The sequence below is a fragment of the Corynebacterium sp. KPL2680 genome (assembly GCF_040225675.1).
In the GTDB taxonomy this organism is placed as follows: domain Bacteria; phylum Actinomycetota; class Actinomycetes; order Mycobacteriales; family Mycobacteriaceae; genus Corynebacterium; species Corynebacterium rhinophilum.
In genome coordinates this window covers 26,831-45,231 of sequence record NZ_JBEHFM010000007.1, presented here as the reverse complement: position 1 = coordinate 45,231, position 18,401 = coordinate 26,831, and the positions used below count along the sequence as shown (strand labels likewise).

Sequence of the window (18,401 nt, the reverse complement as noted above, 5' to 3'; positions counted from 1 at the left end):
CGTGACTGCGAACGCACATATTGGACATGATGACTGGAACGAGCGCCTGGAATTGGCGCAACAGATGATTCCCCTCATCCACCAACTGCACCGCAATAACAACGTCGTCGCCACCATCTTCGGCCGCCCGTTGGTTGGGCAGACCGATATCGACATCATTAAGTCCCACCGCTACGGACGCCGCATTGCCCAGCGCCAGCTCTCTACGGCAGAAACCCTGCCCATCCTGTCCGAACTTGCGGATATGAACCTAAGCTCCGCATCCATCGACGTCGGACGCCTCCTTTTGGGCTTTGAAGAGTCGGGCGAAGATGAGCTGCGCCGCTACCTCGAAGATGAACTCACGGAAATCGTCGGTGCCGGTGAAGACATCGACCCAACCGATGTCGTGCTCTACGGCTTTGGCCGCATCGGCCGCCTCCTTGCCCGCATCCTCGTCGCCCGCGAGGCAGCTTACGGCGGCGTGCGCCTGCGTGCGATTGTGGTGCGCAATAAGGGCGAAGGGGACATCATCAAGCGCGCCAGCCTTCTGCGCCGCGATTCCGTCCACGGCGCTTTCAACGGCACTATCAGCGTGGACGAGGAAGAACAGGTTATCTGGGCCAATGGCACGAAGATCCAGATGATCTACGCCAACGATCCAGCCACGATTGATTACACCGAATACGGCATCAACAACGCCGTGCTGGTAGATAACACCGGTGTTTGGCGCGATAAGGAAGGCCTGTCCCAGCACCTTAAGGCCAAGGGAGTGGCCCGCGTGCTGCTGACCGCACCGGGCAAGGGAGATATTAAAAACATCGTCTTTGGCATCAATGATTCCGCCATTACCGATGACGATAAGATCCTCTCCGCCGCATCGTGCACCACCAACGGCATCACCCCGGTGCTCAAGGTCATCAATGACCGCTACGGCGTGGCGCACGGCCACGTGGAAACCGCGCACTCGTTTACCAATGACCAAAACCTCATTGATAACTACCACAAGGGCGAGCGCCGTGGCCGCGCCGCTGGCCTGAACATGGTGCTTGCCGCCACCGGTGCTGCCAAGGCCGTGGCCAAGGCCCTGCCTGAGTTCGAAGGCAAGCTGACCGGTAACGCCATCCGCGTTCCCACCCCGGACGTGTCCATGGCGGTGCTTAACCTGGAGCTGGAGCAAGAAGTCGACCGTGATGAGGTCAATGACTTCCTGCGCAATGTCTCCCTGCATTCGGATCTGCGCCAGCAGATTTCCTACATTGCCTCCCCAGAGGTCGTCTCTAGTGACTTCGTGGGCAATACCAATGCCGGCATCGTTGATGGCATCGCCACCATTGCCTCCGGCAAGCACTTGGTGCTCTACGTCTGGTACGACAACGAGTTCGGTTACTCCAACCAGGTCGTTCGCATCGCTGAGGAGATTGCCGGTGCTCGCCCGCGTGTTTACCCGAAGCGCAAGCACATCGACGAGCTCTAAGTCGGCGGTCCTGGGCTTGAGCTGTTGAACCCTCGAACGCCCTCTTCCCCCTCCTAAATCACGGGGGTGAGGCGATGGGGAGGGCAGGGGAGGGGGACGGAGCTTTCGGTGCGGGAGGCCGCTATCGCCTACCGCTGGTGGACCTGGTTCTGCGCGGCCCCGGGCGCTGTTGGGCCGAGGGGTCGGCCGCCACTCGGTCCCGATTCGCGTGGGGGTCCCTATGTGGATTGTCAATAGTCAGGCGAGACTTTCACGTACATCGTATGGGGGTAGCCATGACTGATCGCCGGGCCGCATCGTGCGGGCCGGCGGTGATCAGCGCAGCGGCCTACGCAGCCGTGGCGATGGTTCTAGCAGGGATTTCTCGGAAGAACTCACACCGAGTCAACAGGGCATAGATGACGTTGCAGCGGCTCCGGGCAAGCCACATCACCGCGGCATTGTGTTTCTGTCCTTCAGCCCGTTTACGCAGGTAGTAGTCGCGCGATGCGGGATGGCAGTTCGACGCGATCCACGCCGATCGAAACATCGCGTTTTTCAACTGTTTATTGTCGGCCTTGGTGGGAAACTCGCCGCGGGCCGACGTACCCGACTGCCGGGTGGTCGGCGCGATGCCGGCGTAAGCGGCCAAGTGCGCGGCGTCGGCGAAGTCCTGGCAATCGCCGATGGACAACAAGATGCTAGAGGCGGTCTCGATGCCTACGCCGGGCATCGACATCAAGACCTGGGTAAGAGAGAACGATTCGAGCATCTCCTCGACTTGTCCGGCGATCGTGTCGCGCTGTGCTAGAAGCGCTTTGATGTTCGCCGCCAGCTGGGGAATGACCAATTCTGCTGCCGCAGTGCCGGGTACCGTGACAGTTTGCTCGGCAAGGGCGGCGAAAATTGCGTCAACCAGGGAAGCAGGATCCTTCTTGGCGCGGTTGCGCATCCACTTCAGGACCCGGCCTCGACCTGCGGCGGCCAGTTCTGTCGGACCTTCGTAGTGGATGAGCGAGTCCAGCACCAGCGTGCGCGAGAGAATCTCGCCTGCAAAGACGCGCTCGAGTGCGGGGTGAATCTGTGTGAGCACGCTGCGAAGGCGGTTTTTCGTTCGGGTGGCGTCTTTGGCGATGTCGTCGTGGAATCCGGCGAGCATCTTCAGCGCTGCTAGTGTCTCGTCGTCGCGGTCGACTGCCCGCAGTGTGTGCGGAATGGTGCGGGCGGTGTCGGCGATGATGAATGCATTCCGGCGGCGGTTTTTGATCGTCCAGGGCAGAGATCGGCTGCTTTTCGCATGGCTAGGTCGGGGAGGTCTCCGACCGTGCAACCGCAGTCGCGGGCCACGGCGATGGGCAGGGCGCCGATCGTGTTGGGTTGATCGATGACCATGAGAACGCTGCCGTGGGCTTGCATGGACGCGAAGATTTCGCGCCGTGCGGCTTCGTCTTGGGGCAGTGGTTTGTCGTAAATTCTCTCGCCGGTGTTGGTCAGCGCGCAGGCATGGTGGCCGGTTTTGCCGACATTGAGGCCGATGATGATTTCGGGTGTTGTGGACGGTTCCATGGTGGTGTCCTTCTGTTGCGGCTGGTCGCCGGTGTCTTGGACATCCGTTGCAGGCACCCACGTTACGACGAGACCTCTGTTTGGTCCGTGTCCCTATTAGCTGTCAGCGGTTGTCCCCGGTGTCCGGTGGCAACACCCCCGGATTATGGAAATGTTCACGCAGATAAGCCATACCGGGCCCGGTGACCGCGCCCCGTGAGGGGCACCATCACGGTAACGGGGGGTGAGGGGGTAGGGTCAGTAAATTGAGCCTTGCGTAATGCGATAAGCATTGCCTAACCTAATACTGGTTCAGGTGGTGTTCCCGATCGGGAATCGGCAACGGAAGCGAGGCGGCGACGATGAACGGAAAACGTGGATCGACGGGAGAACCCCTCTCCGGAGGGGGAGCCGGGGACGCGGTGGCGTCGCAGACGGATGACGGGCGGTTGGTGCACGTCGCACCGGTCGCAGCGGGTGGCCGACCATCCACCCGCGACATGCTCGTCGCCGCCGCGATTGGCGTCGCGGGGTCTCTCATCATCGTGCCCCTGACTTACCTGCAGGTGTTCGCCGGCATCGCCCACGTTTATCTCGTCGCGGCGACGCTCGGGTTGTGGTTCCTGCAGTGCGTTGTTCCCCTCATCGTCGTCCGCAAGCCTGGCGCGAGCCTCATCGCATGCTTTGCCATGGGCGTCGTGTCCGCGGCGACCACCCCATTCGGCGTCGCCGCAATCGGGGCGCTGATTGTGGAAGGATTGCTCATCGAGCTTCCGTTCATGGTCACCCTGTACCGGCGGTGGACGCGTCCCCAGTTCGTGGCGTCGGCGATGTTGTTCTCCGCGCTGATGGGAACGATGGCCCCGCGCGCAGTCGGCGTCGACTCGCTGACCACGCCCATGGCCCTGATCAGCTTCGCCGTAGCCTTGGCATCGAGCCTGGTGTTTTTGGTCCTGGGCTTTGCCGTCGCAAAGGGGCTTCGCAGCCGCGGGGTCACCCGGTGACCGCCGGAGCACCCGCGTGCGCCGGTGCGACACGCGGGACGGCCCCGGCCCGGTTACGGGTTAGTGGCGCGGGCGTGCGGCATGCCGATGGGCGATGGGCACCCGACATGGTGGATCTCTCCTTCGATTTCGGCACGATCAACGCCATCACGGGACCCGTGGGATGCGGAAAGACGAGCCTGGCCCACCTTATCGCTGGACTGATCCCCTCGCACATCCCCATCGACCATGCCGGATTCGTGCACATCGTCGATGCCGACGGCACCGAACGCCCCGTGGACGGGGACCGGGTCACCTTCGTCGGGCAAGACCCGGCGACGCAGGTGCTCACGCTCCGAGTCGTCGATGACGTGTCCATGGCCCTCGAGTTTTCCCTCGTGGAAGCCGGCATCGTCGCCAAGCGATCAGCCGAGGCCCTATCGGAGCTCGGGCTGTCAGAGCTCGCGGAGAAGGATCCGTGGGCTTTGTCGGGTGGGCAACGCCAGCGGATGGCCATCGCCGGTGCGGTGGCCAGGGCGCCGGAGGTCATGATCTTCGACGAGCCCGCGGCCCACGTCGACGAGGACGGTCGCCGGTCGCTGTTCGCCGCCATCCGTGATTTGCGGGCCCCGGGTCGCGTCATCCTGCTCATCGAGCACGACCTCCGCCCGTTCGACGGGTGGGTCGATACGGTGACAATCCTCGATGCGGACGGGAGCGTCGCCGCGCACGGAGCGCCGGAGGGCATCGCGGTGAAGGGCATTGCGACGTCGGCCGCGACCGCCGGAGCGCCGGACGCCAGTACGCCGGGCACGGGGGCACCGGACCGTCTCAGTCCGGACCGGCGGCGAAGGCCCCGGGGAGCCGGGGATGGCGCCGATCCGGAATCGGAGGCGGACGCCGTTCCACTGCTGGCCTTGACCGGAGCCCATGTGGCCCGGGGCAGGGAGCGGATCCTGAATGGGGCCGATCTGACACTGGAACGGGGCGAGATCCATGCCCTGGTCGGCACCAACGGAGCCGGTAAGTCCACCTTGCTGGCGGTGCTGTCGGGCCAGATGAAGGCGGGAGCGGACCTCCGGATCGACGGCGAGCCAGCCCGGCGCGCCCCCGACGCCTTCGCGTCGTGGGCGTTCCAGAACCCCGAGCACCAGTTCACCCGCGCGACCGTCGCCGCAGAAATCGACTCCGCGCTGGCCGGCACGGACCCGCACGGGCCACTCGGCGCCGATGAGCTGCGGAAACTGCGGGAAACCCTGTGCCCCCGGGCACTTGACCCCGTCTCGCCGTTCGTCCTGTCGGGCGGACAGAAAAGACGGTTGGGCATCTTCCTGGCGGTGGCGGCCAATCGCCGTTTGCTGCTTCTCGACGAGCCGTTGGCGCACCTGGATTCGCCGAGCTCGCGCACCGTGCTGGATGCGCTGGCGGAATACGCTGGGGCCGGCGGAACCGTTGTGTTCACGTGCCACGACCGCCGTGTCGCGCGAACGTGGGCGGATCGGGCGAGCATCGTCGCCGAAGGGAAGGTCGCCTGGTCCGGTCCCGCGACCGACGTGCCGGCTGCCCCGGAGTCGTCCCGGCGGGATCGCGCACTGCCCGCGGCCGGCGCACGGACGTCCGGGGACGAAAGCCCCTGGACCGGTGAATCCGACGCTCGGAGGCGCGCGGGGTTGAACGCCATCACGATCGTCGCGGCGGTGATGCTCGTTCTCGTCGCCGGGCTGCTCTCCGGCGGAGACGCCGTTCTCGCGCTGACGGGGGTTGCGTTCCTCGCACTCGCTGCGATCGCGGAACGCGACGTTCGGGCGACGGCGGGGAAGGTCCTCCTCGTCCTGTTGATCGGGGTGTTCTTCGGCCTGCTCGGGTGGCGCTCCGAGTTCTACGGCGGTGGGGATCCGGCGGAGGCCGTCCGCCACGGCATTCATCACGGACTGCTGCTGACGGCCGTGTTCGCGGGGACGGTCCTGGTCTCCGCGTGCATGCGCGTCGAGGAGCTTTTCGACGCCATGGTGCAACGCCTCCGGGTTCCCTACACATGGTGCACCATAGCGATTTCCGGGGTGAGCATCGCGGCGTTCCTGCGCAGCGAAATCCCCCATCTGACATGGGCGATTAGATTGCGCTCGATGCGACCGGGGCAGTCTTTCCGCTCCGGCTTCATTCGCGCGACGACGCCCGCGTGCATCGCCTTTCCCTTGTTCGTCAGCGCTGTGCGCTGCGCCGAAAAGCTGTCCATGACCCTGGCGATGCGCAACTTCGGCCGTCATCCGCGGCGCACCTTCCGCACCGATCACCCCTGGCGAGTGCGTGACGGGTTCGCGGCCGCAGCGTCCGCCGCGGCCTTCGTCGCCGCCCTGGTGTCCGCAGTGACTTGACGGGCACCCGGAACCGGCGGGTCCCGGGCCCGCGAGCGTTTCCGAGCTTGTGCGGAGACGCGCCCCACCCAGTTGCTTCACCCTTTCAACCCTTCAGACACATCCTCCGGGTCACGCCATGCGGGCTCGGTCCGCCCGGCACCGGCATGGCGCCGACAACCGAAAGAGGTACCAATGAACACGATCCGGACCATCAGCGACGTGCTTCGGGACAAGGCCGATGAGACGAAAAAGGGGATCACCTTCGTCGAGAATCGGCGGGACGTCTTCGTCCCGTATGGCCGGGTCCACGCGGAGGCGGTGGCGGCTGCGACTCGGTTGGCTGAAGCCGGCATCGGCCCCGGTGATCGCGTGATCTTCCAAGTTTCGGAGAACCGCGGGCTCATCCGGGCGTTCTGGGGCTGCGTCTACGCCGGCGCGGTTCCGGCGCTTGCGCCGCCGGTGTCGGGCCCGGTTGACGTCGACAGGGTGCGGACGCTCTCGGACATGATGCCCGGGGCCCCGATCCTGGTCGACGAACGCAGTCACACGCTGCTCACCGGCGCAAACGGTGCCGTGGTCGTGGGCGAGGACCGGCTGCTCGACGTGTCCATCGTCAATGACGCTGCCGCGGACCCGGGTGCGGCGATGCCGGGTGATGCTGAATCGGACTTCTCCCAGGCGGGGGACGTGGATTCCGGGGATGGCGACGGGGCGGTCCCCGCGTTCCCGGTGCGAGGTGGGACGGCCGGCGAAGCCCTCATCCAGTTTTCGTCCGGCTCCACGGGATCGCCAAAGGGCGTCATCGTAACCAACGAGTCCGTGCTGAACGGTCTGCGCGCGACGATCCCACGCCACGCGCACCGGTACGAGAACAAGATGCTCACGTGGCTGCCTTTGACCCACAACCTTTCGCTGATCGGTTTCCACGTCTACGCCCTTTTTCGTGGGTACGACCAGGTGTTGCTGCCGGTTTCCGAGGTGGTCGCCGATCCCCCGAGGTGGTTCGAGGCCGTGACCAGGCACCAGCCGACGGTGACAGTGTGCCCGAACTTCGCGTTCAAGCATTTCCTGCGCCATCTCGAGCGCCGGCCCCTCGGGGATGACCACGGTTACGACTTCTCCAACGTCCAGAAGCTGATGAGCGGTTCTGAACCCATCGACGCTCCATTGGCCCGGAAGTTCCTCGTGGCGATGTCCGCCATGGGCCTCCGGGAGGATGCCCTGACCTCCGCCTACGGAATGTCCGAAGCTTGCCTCCTGGTTACGACCCGGGACATCTACTCGGGTCTGTCCACGGTGCGACTTGACCGGACGGGCATCGCCACGGGGCAGCGTTTCGAGGACATCGAGAGCGAGTCCGGAGCTGAGTTCGTCGCCTTGGGCAAGGCCGTCCCGGGGATCTCGTTGACCATCCGCGATGACGGGGGCGGGGTCCTCGGCGACGGCACCGTCGGTGAAATCCACATCGCCGGCGCTCCGATGACCCGAGCCGCGATCACAGCAGAGGGGATCGTGGAGCACGAGCTCACCGATGACGGGGCGTTCGCAACGGGGGACATGGGCATTCTCCGCGACGGCGAGTTGTTCGTCCTCGGCCGGAAGAAGGACATCATCTTCGTCAACGGCCGGAACTACTATTCGGCTGATTTGGAAGCCGTGCTGGAGAATGCGCTTGACCGCGATGTTGCCGTTCTCGGCCGGAGCAACCCAGCCACGGGCGAAGAGGAGATCGCCGTGTTCTTGGCCAGGCGGACCCCGACCGATCGTAAGGCCGACGATGCGACCGGTGCCGGGCGATCGGACGGGGATGAACCTCCGATCTCTGAACAGGCGGTGGCCCGGTCCGCGACGACCGAACTGATGCGCGTCGCCGGGGTGCCCGTCTCCCGGGTTCTGTGGGTCGACGAGCTGCCCGTCGCGTCGAACGGCAAGAAGCTCCGCCGCAAGCTCGAGGCTTTGCTCTGAGGAGATGACGATGACCAATGAAACGATCGCGCCGGCCGTCGCATCTACCGCCGTGGGAGGAGCTCGCACCGGGGACCGAGTCGCCCCCGAACGGCTGTCGGAGTCCATCGCCGACGCCATCGGCGTGCACCTGGATTCGGCGGACGTGAAACTCCGCGACCACATCCCGAACTCCCTGACTTTCCTCCAGATGCTGCTGGCGCTGGAGGACGAGTACGGGGTGACCATCGATTACGCGGCGATGGACCCCGGGGTCACGGTCGCTGATTTGGCGGCCGTCATCGACGCCGCCCGGGGTGGCGCTGATGCCGGATCTGCCGCAGGCGCCGCTGCCGGGGCCGACCCCGCTGTAGCGACGGGTGAGTCGGATGACGGCTGTGCCGGCAAAAATGGGGCCGGTCCCGCGGATGCGGTCCCGCTCAATCCAATTCAGACCGCCTACCTGCTCGGCGCGGACGAGGACATCGAGCTTGGCGGCCAAGCGACGTACATTTACGCGGAATCCCGGCACGACTATTCGTTGCCGCAGGTGGAGGAGGCCGTGCGGGTGGTCTTCGGGCGTCACGACGTACTGTTCCATCGGCTCGACGTCGATGCCGGGGTCTTGAGCCCGACCGGCGCGTGCCTCGCCACCGTCGAGGTAGTCGGGTCCGGCGACGATGTCGACGCGGCGGTGGGGGAGATCCGTCGGGACATGCGAACCGCGGCGCGATCGTCGAACGAGGACGGTCCCATGGTCGCCGCGAGGCTGCTCGCAGATGCGGGCGGGTGCAGGATGTTCATCTACTTCAACATGATCGTCATGGATGCGGGTTCGGTGTACCTGTTCTTCGACGAGCTCGAATCTCTGCTGGCCGGGGAGCCGCCGGCTCCGGCTTCCAAATATGGGGATGCCCTGGCGGCAATCTCTGCGCGCCGGCGCGAAGGGAAACGGGCCGAGGACCTCGCCTATTGGGAGAAGAAGGCCGCAGATCTGCCGCGGCGCCCGGAGTTCCCGGCGGCCGTGAGGGGTGACGACGATTGGTCGACCCGGCGCTTGGGCACGGTGCTCGACGCGGAGATCACCGCCAAGCTCGGCGAACGGGCCCGCCGCATTGGAGTTACCCTGTCGTCGCTGGTAATGGCCGTCAACGCCGCCGTCGTCTGCAGGTGGCTGCCCGAATCGGCGTTGACGGTCAACGTGACTGTCAGCGAACGCAGCGGCCTCGCCGCGGGCACGAGGGTGATGGGAGATTTCACTTCATCGATGCTCATCGGCGTCGACGCCGGGAGAGCTGCGACCATCGATGGGTTGGCGGAGGCGATCGACCTGGACATCCGTGAAGGGCTGTCCCACCGCGGCGTTTCCGGTGTGGAGGTGCTACAGCGATTCCTCCGGGACGCGGCCAATCAGACCCAGGCCACTGCTCCGGTGGTGTTCACCAGCTACCTCGGCGGCGAGCGGGGCAGCGGGCGCAGCCCGGTCATCGAACGCATCTACACGCAAACCGCGCAGGTGTGCCTCGACATCCAAGTGATGCCGGCATCGGGCGGGATGACGTTGTCGTGGGACGTGGTCGACGATTACTTCCCTGCGGCAGATACGATGTTCGGGGTCGTTGCGGAGGCCCTGGACGTGGTGGCGGAGGGGGGAGAGGCTCTGCCCATCCGTCATGCGGAGACGGAGGGGGCCGTCGCCCGCTACAATGACGCTGCGGGCCCGATCCACGATGACACCCTGGTTTCGCTTGTCGAAGCCGCATACGCGGCGACTCCGGACGCGCCGGCCGTGCGCCTCGCCGCCCGGGACATCTCGTACACCTACGCCGAGGTCTGGGCCCGGGCCGGACGCATCGCCCGCCATCTCTCAGATTCCGGCGTCGGGGCGGGGGACGCGGTGATCGTGCGCTACACCAAGCATCCCGACGACATCGTTAACATGGTCGGCGCATTGCGTGCGGGAGCCGCATTCGTCCCCGTCGACGCGGGCATGCCGGCCCAGCGACAGGAATACGTCGTGGAAGCCTCAGGTGCGTCGGGCCCGATTCTGGACACCGGCGTGATCGATGAACTGGACCAAAGCGGAGTGGCGGGCGTCGGCAAGCCCGCAGCCGCGGAAGTCTGCGACCGCGCGGGCAGCGCGGGTGCGCACCCTTCGCTTGGCACTGCCCCTGACGACCTTGCCTACGTAATCTTCACCTCGGGGACGACGGGCCGGCCAAAGGGTGTGCGAATCAGTCACCGCAACTGCATCAACACCATCCTCGACGTGAACCGGCGGTATGGGGTCACCTCCGCCGATCGCATCATCGGATTGTCGTCGCTGGGATTCGACCTGTCGGTCTACGACGTGTTCGGGGCGTTCGCGGCAGGCGCGACGGTGACGATGGTCAGAGACGAGCGCGACGCCGATGAAATCCTCGACGTCTTGCGGGAAGAGCGGGTCACGCTGTGGAACTCCGCGCCCGCCCTTTTGGAGCTCGCCCTGGTCCGGGCGGCGGACGACGACGTGTTCCCGGATGTGCGCACCGTATGGCTCAGCGGCGATCGCATCGCAGCGGGGCTTCCGGCGCGCGCCATGGACATGTTCCCGAACGCGTCGATCAATAGCCTCGGCGGTGCGACCGAAGGAAGCATTTGGTCCATCCACTGCCCGCTGCTACGCGACAGCCTGGAAAACCGCATTCCCTACGGGTACCCGCTGGCGAACCAGGGCATCCACGTGCTCGCGCCCGACGGGGTGCATTGCCCCGTCGGCGTGCCGGGGGAAATCCACATCAGCGGTCTCGGCGTCGCGCAGGGGTATGCGGCCGATCCGGAGCGGACCGCTGCCGCCTTCGGGGATGTCCCAGGCATCGGGCGTTGCTACCGAACCGGAGACGTGGGCATCTTCAACGCGGAGGGTTTCGTGGAATTTCTCGGCCGCCGCGATCGTCAGGTGAAAATCGCGGGCTTCCGCGTCGAACTCGGAGAAATCGAATCGGTCCTCGAGCGGTCCGGCCTGGTGACCGCGTCGATGGCGGCGGTCGTCGAATCGGGCGGTCGGGGACTCCTGGCGTGCCTTTACGTTCCGGCGGACGACATGACCGGCTCGCGGGATGCCGTCCGGGCCGAGCTCGCCCGCTGCTTGCCAGCGTACATGGTACCGACGGTCCTGCTGCCCGTGGCGCACCTGCCCGTCACCGTCAACGGGAAACTGGATCAGGAGGAAATTCGTAGGCACGTCGGTGCCGCGGGCGGCGGGGCAACGGCCGATGGCGAGGTCGCCGGGGCGGAGGCCGGAGCCGCGGGCGCGGCTGGTTCCGTCGCCGCCCCCGGGGCGATCGAGTTGGTATCCGGAGTCTTCGACGAGATCCTCGGGGAAGCCCCGTCGACGAGTGGGGCGGATCCGGCGTGCGGCGCGGGAGAGTCCTTCTTCCGCCGCGGCGGCGATTCTCTGCAATTCCAGGTTATGATGCGCGCGATCCGGCAGAAGACGGGCGTCCGGCTCCGTTTCCGCGACGTCATCGCCGACCCGACCATCGCGCACATCGCCGGCCTTGTCTCGGAGGCCATGCGGGAGTCCGGTGCCGAGTCTGAAGCCGTCGCCGAGGCAGTGTCTTCCCTCGATTGTGCCGGCGGTGCCGGTTCAGCCGCAGGAGGTGCCCGAGAATCCTCCGCGAGTGCCCACGGGAAGGATCCGGTGGAACAATTCGGGGACGACCCCCACGCGCCGTTCCCCCTGACCGACATGCAGAAGGCCTACTACGTCGGCCGGAACTCCGGGTTCGAGCTGGGCGGCGTCACCGAGCACTACTACATCGAATCCGTCACCGAACCCGGTACCGACATCGACCGCCTGGAGGACGCCCTCGACAACCTCATCCGCAGGCATCCGATGCTGCGCGTCGTGTTCACCGCACAAGCCACGCAGCGGATTCTGCCGGAGGTTCCGCGCTACCGCATTGCCGTCGCCGACTACCGGGCCGCCGATGAGGCGACCGTGGTCGAGGCGGTGCGGCGCAAGCGCGATGAGCTGAGCCACCAGGTATTCGATCTGGGCAGCTGGCCCTTGTTTCATCTGTCGGCGTTCGCGCTCCCGGACGGGAGGCACCGCCTGTTCTTCAGCGTGGACATGATCATCGGAGACGGGGCGAGCCAACGGATTTTCATCGACGACCTGGACAAGCTGTACCGGGGAACGGAGCTTCCGCCCGTCACCGGCGACTACCGCACGTACGTCTTGGAGATGAAGCGCCGGGAGGCTTCGGCGGTCGGGCGTGGCGATGAGACGTTGACTCGGACGGTGGTCGAGGACTTCCCGCCCGGCAACACCCTTCCATCAATCGGTGCGGCCGCGGACGTGGATGTGCCGCGGATGCGTCGCCTGTCGCACACGTTCACCGCTGAGGAAACCGCACTGTTGCGGGAACGGGCCAGCGCCGCCGACGGCAGCGTGTCCGCACTGCTTCTCGCCTGCTATGCGACGAGCCTGTCGCTGTGGTCGAGGGGGGATTCGGTCGGCATCAACATCACCACGTACAACCGTGATCCCGAAATCGCCGACTTCGCCGGCGTCTTCGGTGATTTCACCGGCGTCATTCTGATGCCGGTGAAAGCGGCCGCCGACTATGACCTCCGTTGGTGGACGGCGGAACTGCGCGACCGGCTGCTCGGGCACATGGCGGCCGGGTACTCCGGGGCGTCGTTGCTCGGCGCCATCGCGCGCCACCGGGGTCTGCCCGTCGGACAGGCCATCGCGCCGTTCGTGTACACCTCGTTGCTGTTCGGCGAGGGTTCCGCGGCAGGCGATGGCTCGGGTAGGGATGCCCACGTCCTGGGTGACGTCGATTACGCCATCTCCCAGACCCCGCAGGTGCTGTTGGACAACCAAGTGATGGAGGTCGGCGGGCGTATCAACGTCGCCTGGGATTTCGTCGAGCAGATCCTGGAACCGGAACTGGTGGAGGACATCTTCGACCACTACATCAGGTCGGTGTCGGGCTTCACCGGGGGCTGCCCCGAAGCGGCGCCGCTGAGCGTCGGCCAGGTTCGGCGCCTGCGCCTGGCGGTCGGGGGCACTTCTTCCAGCGGTGGGGCGATCGGCGACGGCGTCGCGGGCGCGTCATCGGCGGAGCGCGACAGGTCGGGCTCGATCTCGAGGATCGCATCCGGGGACCTGATGGGCCGAGTTCGCGAATACCTGACGGTCATCACCGGGATGGTCCGGGCCGACCTAGGCGGCGCTGAAGCCGGCGCGGACGACGACCTGTTCCTCCTCGGCTACGACTCCCTGGGATTCGTGAATCTGATGCAGCGGATCCAGGACATCACCGGGGCGTCGGTACCGCTCGCGGAAGCGCTGGCCAAGCCGACGCCACGTGGCGTGGCCGAGCTCGTCGGCCAGTCGACGGCCACGCCGACCGACCGGCGGGACGTGGATGACCCCGGCGCGTCGGCCGCGGACCATTCGCTGGTCCTATTGCGCAGCGGCGATGAGGCGCGCCCGATCTTCCTCGTCCACGGCGGATTCGGCACCGTCGACATCTACCGAGACCTGGCCCTCGCGATCCCCGGTGGCGGGCAGGTGTGGGGCGTCGGCTTCGCGGAGTTCGAGAGACCATTCCCCCACGCCATCGGCATCGGCGACATCGCGGCCCACTACTCGGGCCGGGTCCGCGAGGTGCTCGTCGACGGTGCCGCCCCGGCGATCGTCGGATGGAGCCTCGGCGGCACCATCGCGGCCGAGATGGTGCTCCGTTTGGCCGATCTTGATCCCGCGCTGGTGTTTCTCGACAGCCTGGCTCCGGGGATCGCGGTCGACGTCGGGGATTTCGGCGCGGAATCCGAAAAGGGGCTGCTGTCCCGGGTGGTGCCCTCGATTGCCGATCTCCCGCACGGAACGCCGGTTGCCCGCCTCTGGGCGGAGTTCGGCGGGGTCGACGAGACCGACGGGGAACGGGGGGCCCGTTTGCGTGCCCTGGCCGCAGCGGTCGCACCGACGCTCCTGGAGGACCTTGGGCTTTCCGGCGACCGGGTGACGGCGACGGAGTTCAACTCGCTGCGCTCGCTCATCGATGCCCGCACCCGGTACCGGCCCGGGGGGCGGGTGAGGGAGGCGCTGTTCGTTCTCCCCGATGACGGCGAGGCTCACAACCACGACCAGTGGCGGGACCACCTCGTCGATGACCTCTGCGTCGCCGGCGTCGCGGGAAACCACTATTCGTTCGTCCTCGGAGAGGATGCCGCGTTGACCGGGGCCCTCATCGGGGAGTACATCGAACGCCGGCGCCGGGCGCCGGAAACGGACGACAGGGCAGCGGACCCGTCGTCCGAAGGAATCGACCGGTCGCGGGACCGGGGAAACGAGATGGAAAATGACTGACCGACGAAACGGCGGGGAAGCACGGGACCGCGACGCGGGCGAACCCGTGAAAGTGCTGGTGGCCGGAGGTACCGGCGTCACCGGACGGCTCGTCCGGGGGATGCTCGGCGTCGTCGACGGGATTGAGCTGGCCTACACTTCCCGGCAGAAGCCAGACGATGGCCCGGGGCGGCACTTCCCGCTGAGGATCGCCGCCGGCCACAACGAGATCTGCAGGGTCTTCCGAAAACACGATTGGGTGGTCAACTGCACCGGCCCGTTCGAGGTGCACGCAGACTCACTCGCCCGTGCTTGCATCGACTCAGGTACCGGGTACATCGACGTCAACGATTCGATCGACGCCCGCCGCGCAATCATGGCTCTCGACGGGGATGCCCGGCGGGAGGGGGTTCCCGTGCTCACCGGGTTCGGCCTGTGCCCGGGCTTGTCGACGGCACTGTTGATTCTCGGGGCCCGCGCTGCGGGGGTCGAAGAGGTCCGCGATGTGCGGGTCGATCTGCGAATCGGCGCCGACCAGGAATCCGGGGCCGCGTCGGTCGAGTCGATGTTCCGGACCATTCGCGGCGGATACCGCGCAATGCTCGGCGGCGCCATTGTCGAAGTACGGCGCAACCCGGTGTCGTCGCAAAGCGGAATCGGCTATGAATGCCCGGACATCGACGTCGTACGCGAGGTGTGCCCCTCGATCCGCGGCTATTCCTACCACGTCGCCTTCGATGCTCTCCCCGATGAGTCGGTGGAGAAGAACTGCACGTCGAGACTGTACGCGATGCCCGTTGTCTCCGGTCTGCTCGCCCGTCTCGGGGCGGCCGTGACATCGCGGAAGGCGCGGGTGAAGGGCACTCCGCAACCCGCCGAGCTGGTCGTCGCACTGTTGTCCGCCGGCGCGGGCGATGCGGGGCCGACGGCCGAGACGACCGTCGTCCGGGCGACCGGCCCGGGTTCCTACAAAATGACCGCGGCGATTGCTGCCGCCACCGTTGTGGCGGTCGCGGGGAAGCCGGTCGCGCCGGGGTGCCGGGATCTCGTCGGCCACCCCCGGCTCCTCGAACCGGTCCTCGCCTTCGCCCGCGATGCGGGCATCCATATCGAGGTGCCGCATGACAACCCGACCACGGGGCCGCTGCCGACAGCGGCCCACTGCGATACCAAAGAAAAGGGGAAACGATGACGGATCAAGCTGAACGAGGTGCGGCGATCGTCGTCCGCGACCTCACGAAGAGCTACCCGATTGCGGGCAATGCGGGCAATGCGGGCACCCCGCCCGAAGGCGGGGCAGGTGCCCCGCCGGACGGCGGGCGCAAGGGAAAGCGCGGCGCCCGGATGCGCAAGCATGTGCTCGACGGCGTGAGTTTTACCGTGCCCGCCGGGGCGATCGTGTCGTTCCTCGGCCACAACGGTGCAGGCAAGACCACCCTCATCCGAATCCTGTCGACGCTCATCACCGCCGACTCCGGCGAGGTGAGCATCTTCTCGCGCGATGTGAAAGAGGACCCGGCGGGCGTGCGCGCCGACATTGCCACCACCGGCCAATTCGCGGCGATCGACGAGAACCTCACCGGCCGGGAGAACCTGGAGTTCTTCGGGCGGCTGCGCGGGCTCGACCGCGCCGCCGCGGCCGCCCGCGCGACGGAACTGCTCGCGCAATTCTCGCTCGCGGACAGTGCCTCGACGCTGGCGTCGGCCTATTCGGGTGGCATGCGGCGCCGTCTCGACATCGCCGCGTCGCTGTGCGTCGTGCCCAGGCTGCTGTTCCTCGACGAACCCACAACGGGGCTGGACCCTGTCAGCCGCGAAGAGCTGTGGGGCTTCATCCGGCAACTGCGCGACGACGGAATGACCCTGGTGCTGACCACCCAGTACCTGGAAGAGGCGGAGGCGCTGGCCGACCACGTCCATCTGCTCAAGGATCGCCGCATCGTCGCCAGCGGAACGCCGGAGGAATTGCGCCGCGACTTCGGGTCGCACGTGCTCCGCGTGTCCTTCGCCACCGCCGCCGAGGCGGAGGCGTTCGCCTGCTGCCTCGGGGGAACGTGCCTAGACGGCGCCCGCGTCGCGGGGAAGTTGGTGTCCCTCGACGTCGACCCCGGACCGCGGGTCCTCGAGGCGGCGGCGCAGGCGATGGAGGCCTCGGAAGCGTCGCCGGATTCGCTGAGCGTGTCGTCACCCACCCTCAACGAGGTGTTCATATCGATGAACGCGGGGGGTGCGGCGCGATGAGTGCGACGTCGGTCGCGGCGTTTCTCCGTCGGGATCTGCTGCTGTTGCGACGCAACACCGCGTCGCTGATCTCCATGTTCGTAGTTCCGCCCCTCTTCCTGCTGTGCCTGTACGCGGTGTTTGGATACTCGGCGGGGCAATCCGGCTTCGGGTACCTGCGTTTCGTGCTCGGCGGCTGCCTGTTCCAGGCGGCGATGTTCACCGCCGCGGCGTCGGCGATGGCGGTGGGACAGGACGTCGAATCCGGGCTCGTTGACCGCGTGCGCGTGTTGCCCGGGGCCACAGGCGGCTATGTCGCCGGCAGGCTCGCCACCGATGTGCTGCGGATGTCCGCGTCGATCGCGGCGCTGCTGGTCGTCGCGTGGGCCTGCGGCCTCGACATGGCTGTCGGTGACGTCGCGTGGACTGTCCTGTGGTCGCTGCTCGCCGCGGCGGTCCTGTCCCTGGTCACGGACGGGGTGATCCTGATGGTGCCCGCCCCGGTGTCGACGGCCTCATCGATCCAGGCGCTGGAAATGCTGCTGCTCATGTTCTCTACCGCGTTCATTCCGGCGACCGCTTTGGACGGCTCCCTGCGCGACGTCGTACGTCACATGCCGTTTTCGCCGATGATCGAGGTGATCAGGGCGGCGTCCCCGGACGCCTTCCCGGATAGCGCCGGGGAAGAGGCAGCCCTGTGGCTCGGTGTCGCGGTGGTCGCCGGAATCGTCCTGTTCATCCGCCGGTTCACCTCGAGGAGCGAATCATGATCGGCGCCATCTTCGTGCATCTGCGGCGCATCGCCCACATTTGGCTGCGGCGCCCCGACTTCTGGTTCATGACGTTCATTGCTCCGCTCGTGTACCTGTTCATCGTCAACCGCATGTTCGGTGGCCTGGTCAGGCAGCTCACCGGAGAGTTCGAACTCCGGAACGCGGTCATCCTGGTCGTGACGGCGTGGGCGTTCATCCTGGCCATCACGGGATCGTCCACCGTGTTCGTTGAACGCAGCAATGGCTTCCACGAGCGGTTAATCACCATGCCGTCACCGTACGCGGCCGTGTCGGCCGCACGGATCATTGCCGAGTTCATCCGGATCATGGCGATGACGGCCGTCGTCGCGGCGGTGGCCGCCTTGCTTTCCGACGGCCCCCCGGAGGTGTCCTGGTGGTGGAGGATCGCGGTGACCGGGGCGATGGTTGCCGCGGCGGCCGCATGCACCGGCACGTACATCGCGTTCTCCATCACCAGCCCCCAGGGGTCCGTGGCCCTCATCCCGTTAATCATCGTTGCGATGTTCGTCAACACGGTGCTCATGCCCGCCGACCACTTCCGTCCCCTCCTGCGCGGAATCGCCGGGCACACCCCCGTATCCGCGGCAGGCGAGGCCGTCAACGGCACCGGGGCTGCGGGTCTGGTGGTCTGCGCGGCCTGGTTCTTAGGCATCGCCGTGCTCGCGGCGTGGGGCATCGCCGTGAAAACGAGGCCGGGGGAGTCTGCATGACGGGCACGTCCACGGGGGCGGCGCCGCCGACGACGGCCCGCGAACCCGAGCACCTAACCCGAAACCGCCG

9 protein-coding genes and 1 pseudogene are annotated in these 18,401 nt (G+C 66.6%); 9 read left to right on the top strand and 1 reads right to left on the bottom strand.

The genetic code is table 11. The features are described 5' to 3' along the window. Position 1: 1 nt before the first annotated feature. Positions 2-1,456, top strand: coding sequence for a glyceraldehyde-3-phosphate dehydrogenase (locus tag ABRP66_RS05035; RefSeq protein ID WP_284783395.1), 1,455 nt, complete (start codon positions 2-4; stop codon positions 1,454-1,456). A gap of 328 nt (positions 1,457-1,784) precedes the next feature. Here the strand turns inward: ABRP66_RS05035 and ABRP66_RS05030 are convergent. Continuing rightward, positions 1,785-3,001: pseudogene (locus ABRP66_RS05030) on the bottom strand (IS110 family RNA-guided transposase). 341 nt (positions 3,002-3,342) lie between these two features. Between ABRP66_RS05030 and ABRP66_RS05025 the strand changes: the two are divergent. The 8 genes from ABRP66_RS05025 to ABRP66_RS04990 all read left to right on the top strand — a co-directional run bounded on the left by ABRP66_RS05025 (position 3,343) and on the right by ABRP66_RS04990 (position 18,331). Beyond that, entirely contained in the window at positions 3,343-3,984 is a 642-nt protein-coding gene (locus ABRP66_RS05025; RefSeq protein ID WP_284785430.1) for an ECF transporter S component, read from the top strand. A 107-nt stretch (positions 3,985-4,091) separates the two neighbouring features. Continuing rightward, positions 4,092-6,338 (top strand): ATP-binding cassette domain-containing protein, encoded by a 2,247-nt coding sequence (locus ABRP66_RS11695; protein ID WP_284783400.1) that lies wholly within the window; start codon positions 4,092-4,094, stop codon positions 6,336-6,338. A gap of 174 nt (positions 6,339-6,512) precedes the next feature. Next, the gene (locus ABRP66_RS05015; RefSeq protein WP_284783401.1) at positions 6,513-8,285 is read left to right on the top strand and encodes an AMP-binding protein; all 1,773 of its coding nucleotides are present in this window, start codon (positions 6,513-6,515) and stop codon (positions 8,283-8,285) included. A gap of 10 nt (positions 8,286-8,295) precedes the next feature. Then, entirely contained in the window at positions 8,296-14,628 is a 6,333-nt protein-coding gene (locus ABRP66_RS05010; protein WP_349838410.1) for a non-ribosomal peptide synthetase, read from the top strand. After that, a complete protein-coding gene (locus ABRP66_RS05005) occupies positions 14,621-15,799 on the top strand; it encodes a saccharopine dehydrogenase family protein (protein ID WP_349838409.1) in 1,179 nt (392 codons plus the stop codon). Before ABRP66_RS05010 ends, ABRP66_RS05005 begins: the two co-directional genes overlap by 8 nt. Further along, positions 15,796-16,848 (top strand): ABC transporter ATP-binding protein, encoded by a 1,053-nt coding sequence (locus ABRP66_RS05000; RefSeq protein ID WP_284771092.1) that lies wholly within the window; start codon positions 15,796-15,798, stop codon positions 16,846-16,848. Before ABRP66_RS05005 ends, ABRP66_RS05000 begins: the two co-directional genes overlap by 4 nt. Next, complete coding sequence (locus tag ABRP66_RS04995) at positions 16,845-17,597, top strand: ABC transporter permease (RefSeq protein WP_005510617.1); 753 nt, start codon at positions 16,845-16,847, stop codon at positions 17,595-17,597. The genes ABRP66_RS05000 and ABRP66_RS04995 overlap by 4 nt, the downstream gene beginning before the upstream one ends. Next, positions 17,594-18,331: an ABC transporter permease gene (locus tag ABRP66_RS04990; RefSeq protein WP_284771093.1), complete on the top strand. Its 738-nt coding sequence runs from the start codon at positions 17,594-17,596 to the stop codon at positions 18,329-18,331. The genes ABRP66_RS04995 and ABRP66_RS04990 overlap by 4 nt, the downstream gene beginning before the upstream one ends. Positions 18,332-18,401 lie beyond the last annotated feature (70 nt).

Excerpts from the sequence above, each read along its gene's own strand:
- ABRP66_RS05025 (WP_284785430.1), top strand. The coding sequence starts at position 3,343 with ATGAACGGAAAACGTGGATCGACGGGAGAACCCCTCTCCGGAGGGGGA.
- ABRP66_RS11695 (WP_284783400.1), top strand. The coding sequence starts at position 4,092 with ATGGTGGATCTCTCCTTCGATTTCGGCACGATCAACGCCATCACGGGA.
- ABRP66_RS05015 (WP_284783401.1), top strand. The coding sequence starts at position 6,513 with ATGAACACGATCCGGACCATCAGCGACGTGCTTCGGGACAAGGCCGAT.
- ABRP66_RS05010 (WP_349838410.1), top strand. The coding sequence starts at position 8,296 with ATGACCAATGAAACGATCGCGCCGGCCGTCGCATCTACCGCCGTGGGA.
- ABRP66_RS05005 (WP_349838409.1), top strand. The coding sequence starts at position 14,621 with ATGACTGACCGACGAAACGGCGGGGAAGCACGGGACCGCGACGCGGGC.
- ABRP66_RS05000 (WP_284771092.1), top strand. The coding sequence starts at position 15,796 with ATGACGGATCAAGCTGAACGAGGTGCGGCGATCGTCGTCCGCGACCTC.
- ABRP66_RS04995 (WP_005510617.1), top strand. The coding sequence starts at position 16,845 with ATGAGTGCGACGTCGGTCGCGGCGTTTCTCCGTCGGGATCTGCTGCTG.
- ABRP66_RS04990 (WP_284771093.1), top strand. The coding sequence starts at position 17,594 with ATGATCGGCGCCATCTTCGTGCATCTGCGGCGCATCGCCCACATTTGG.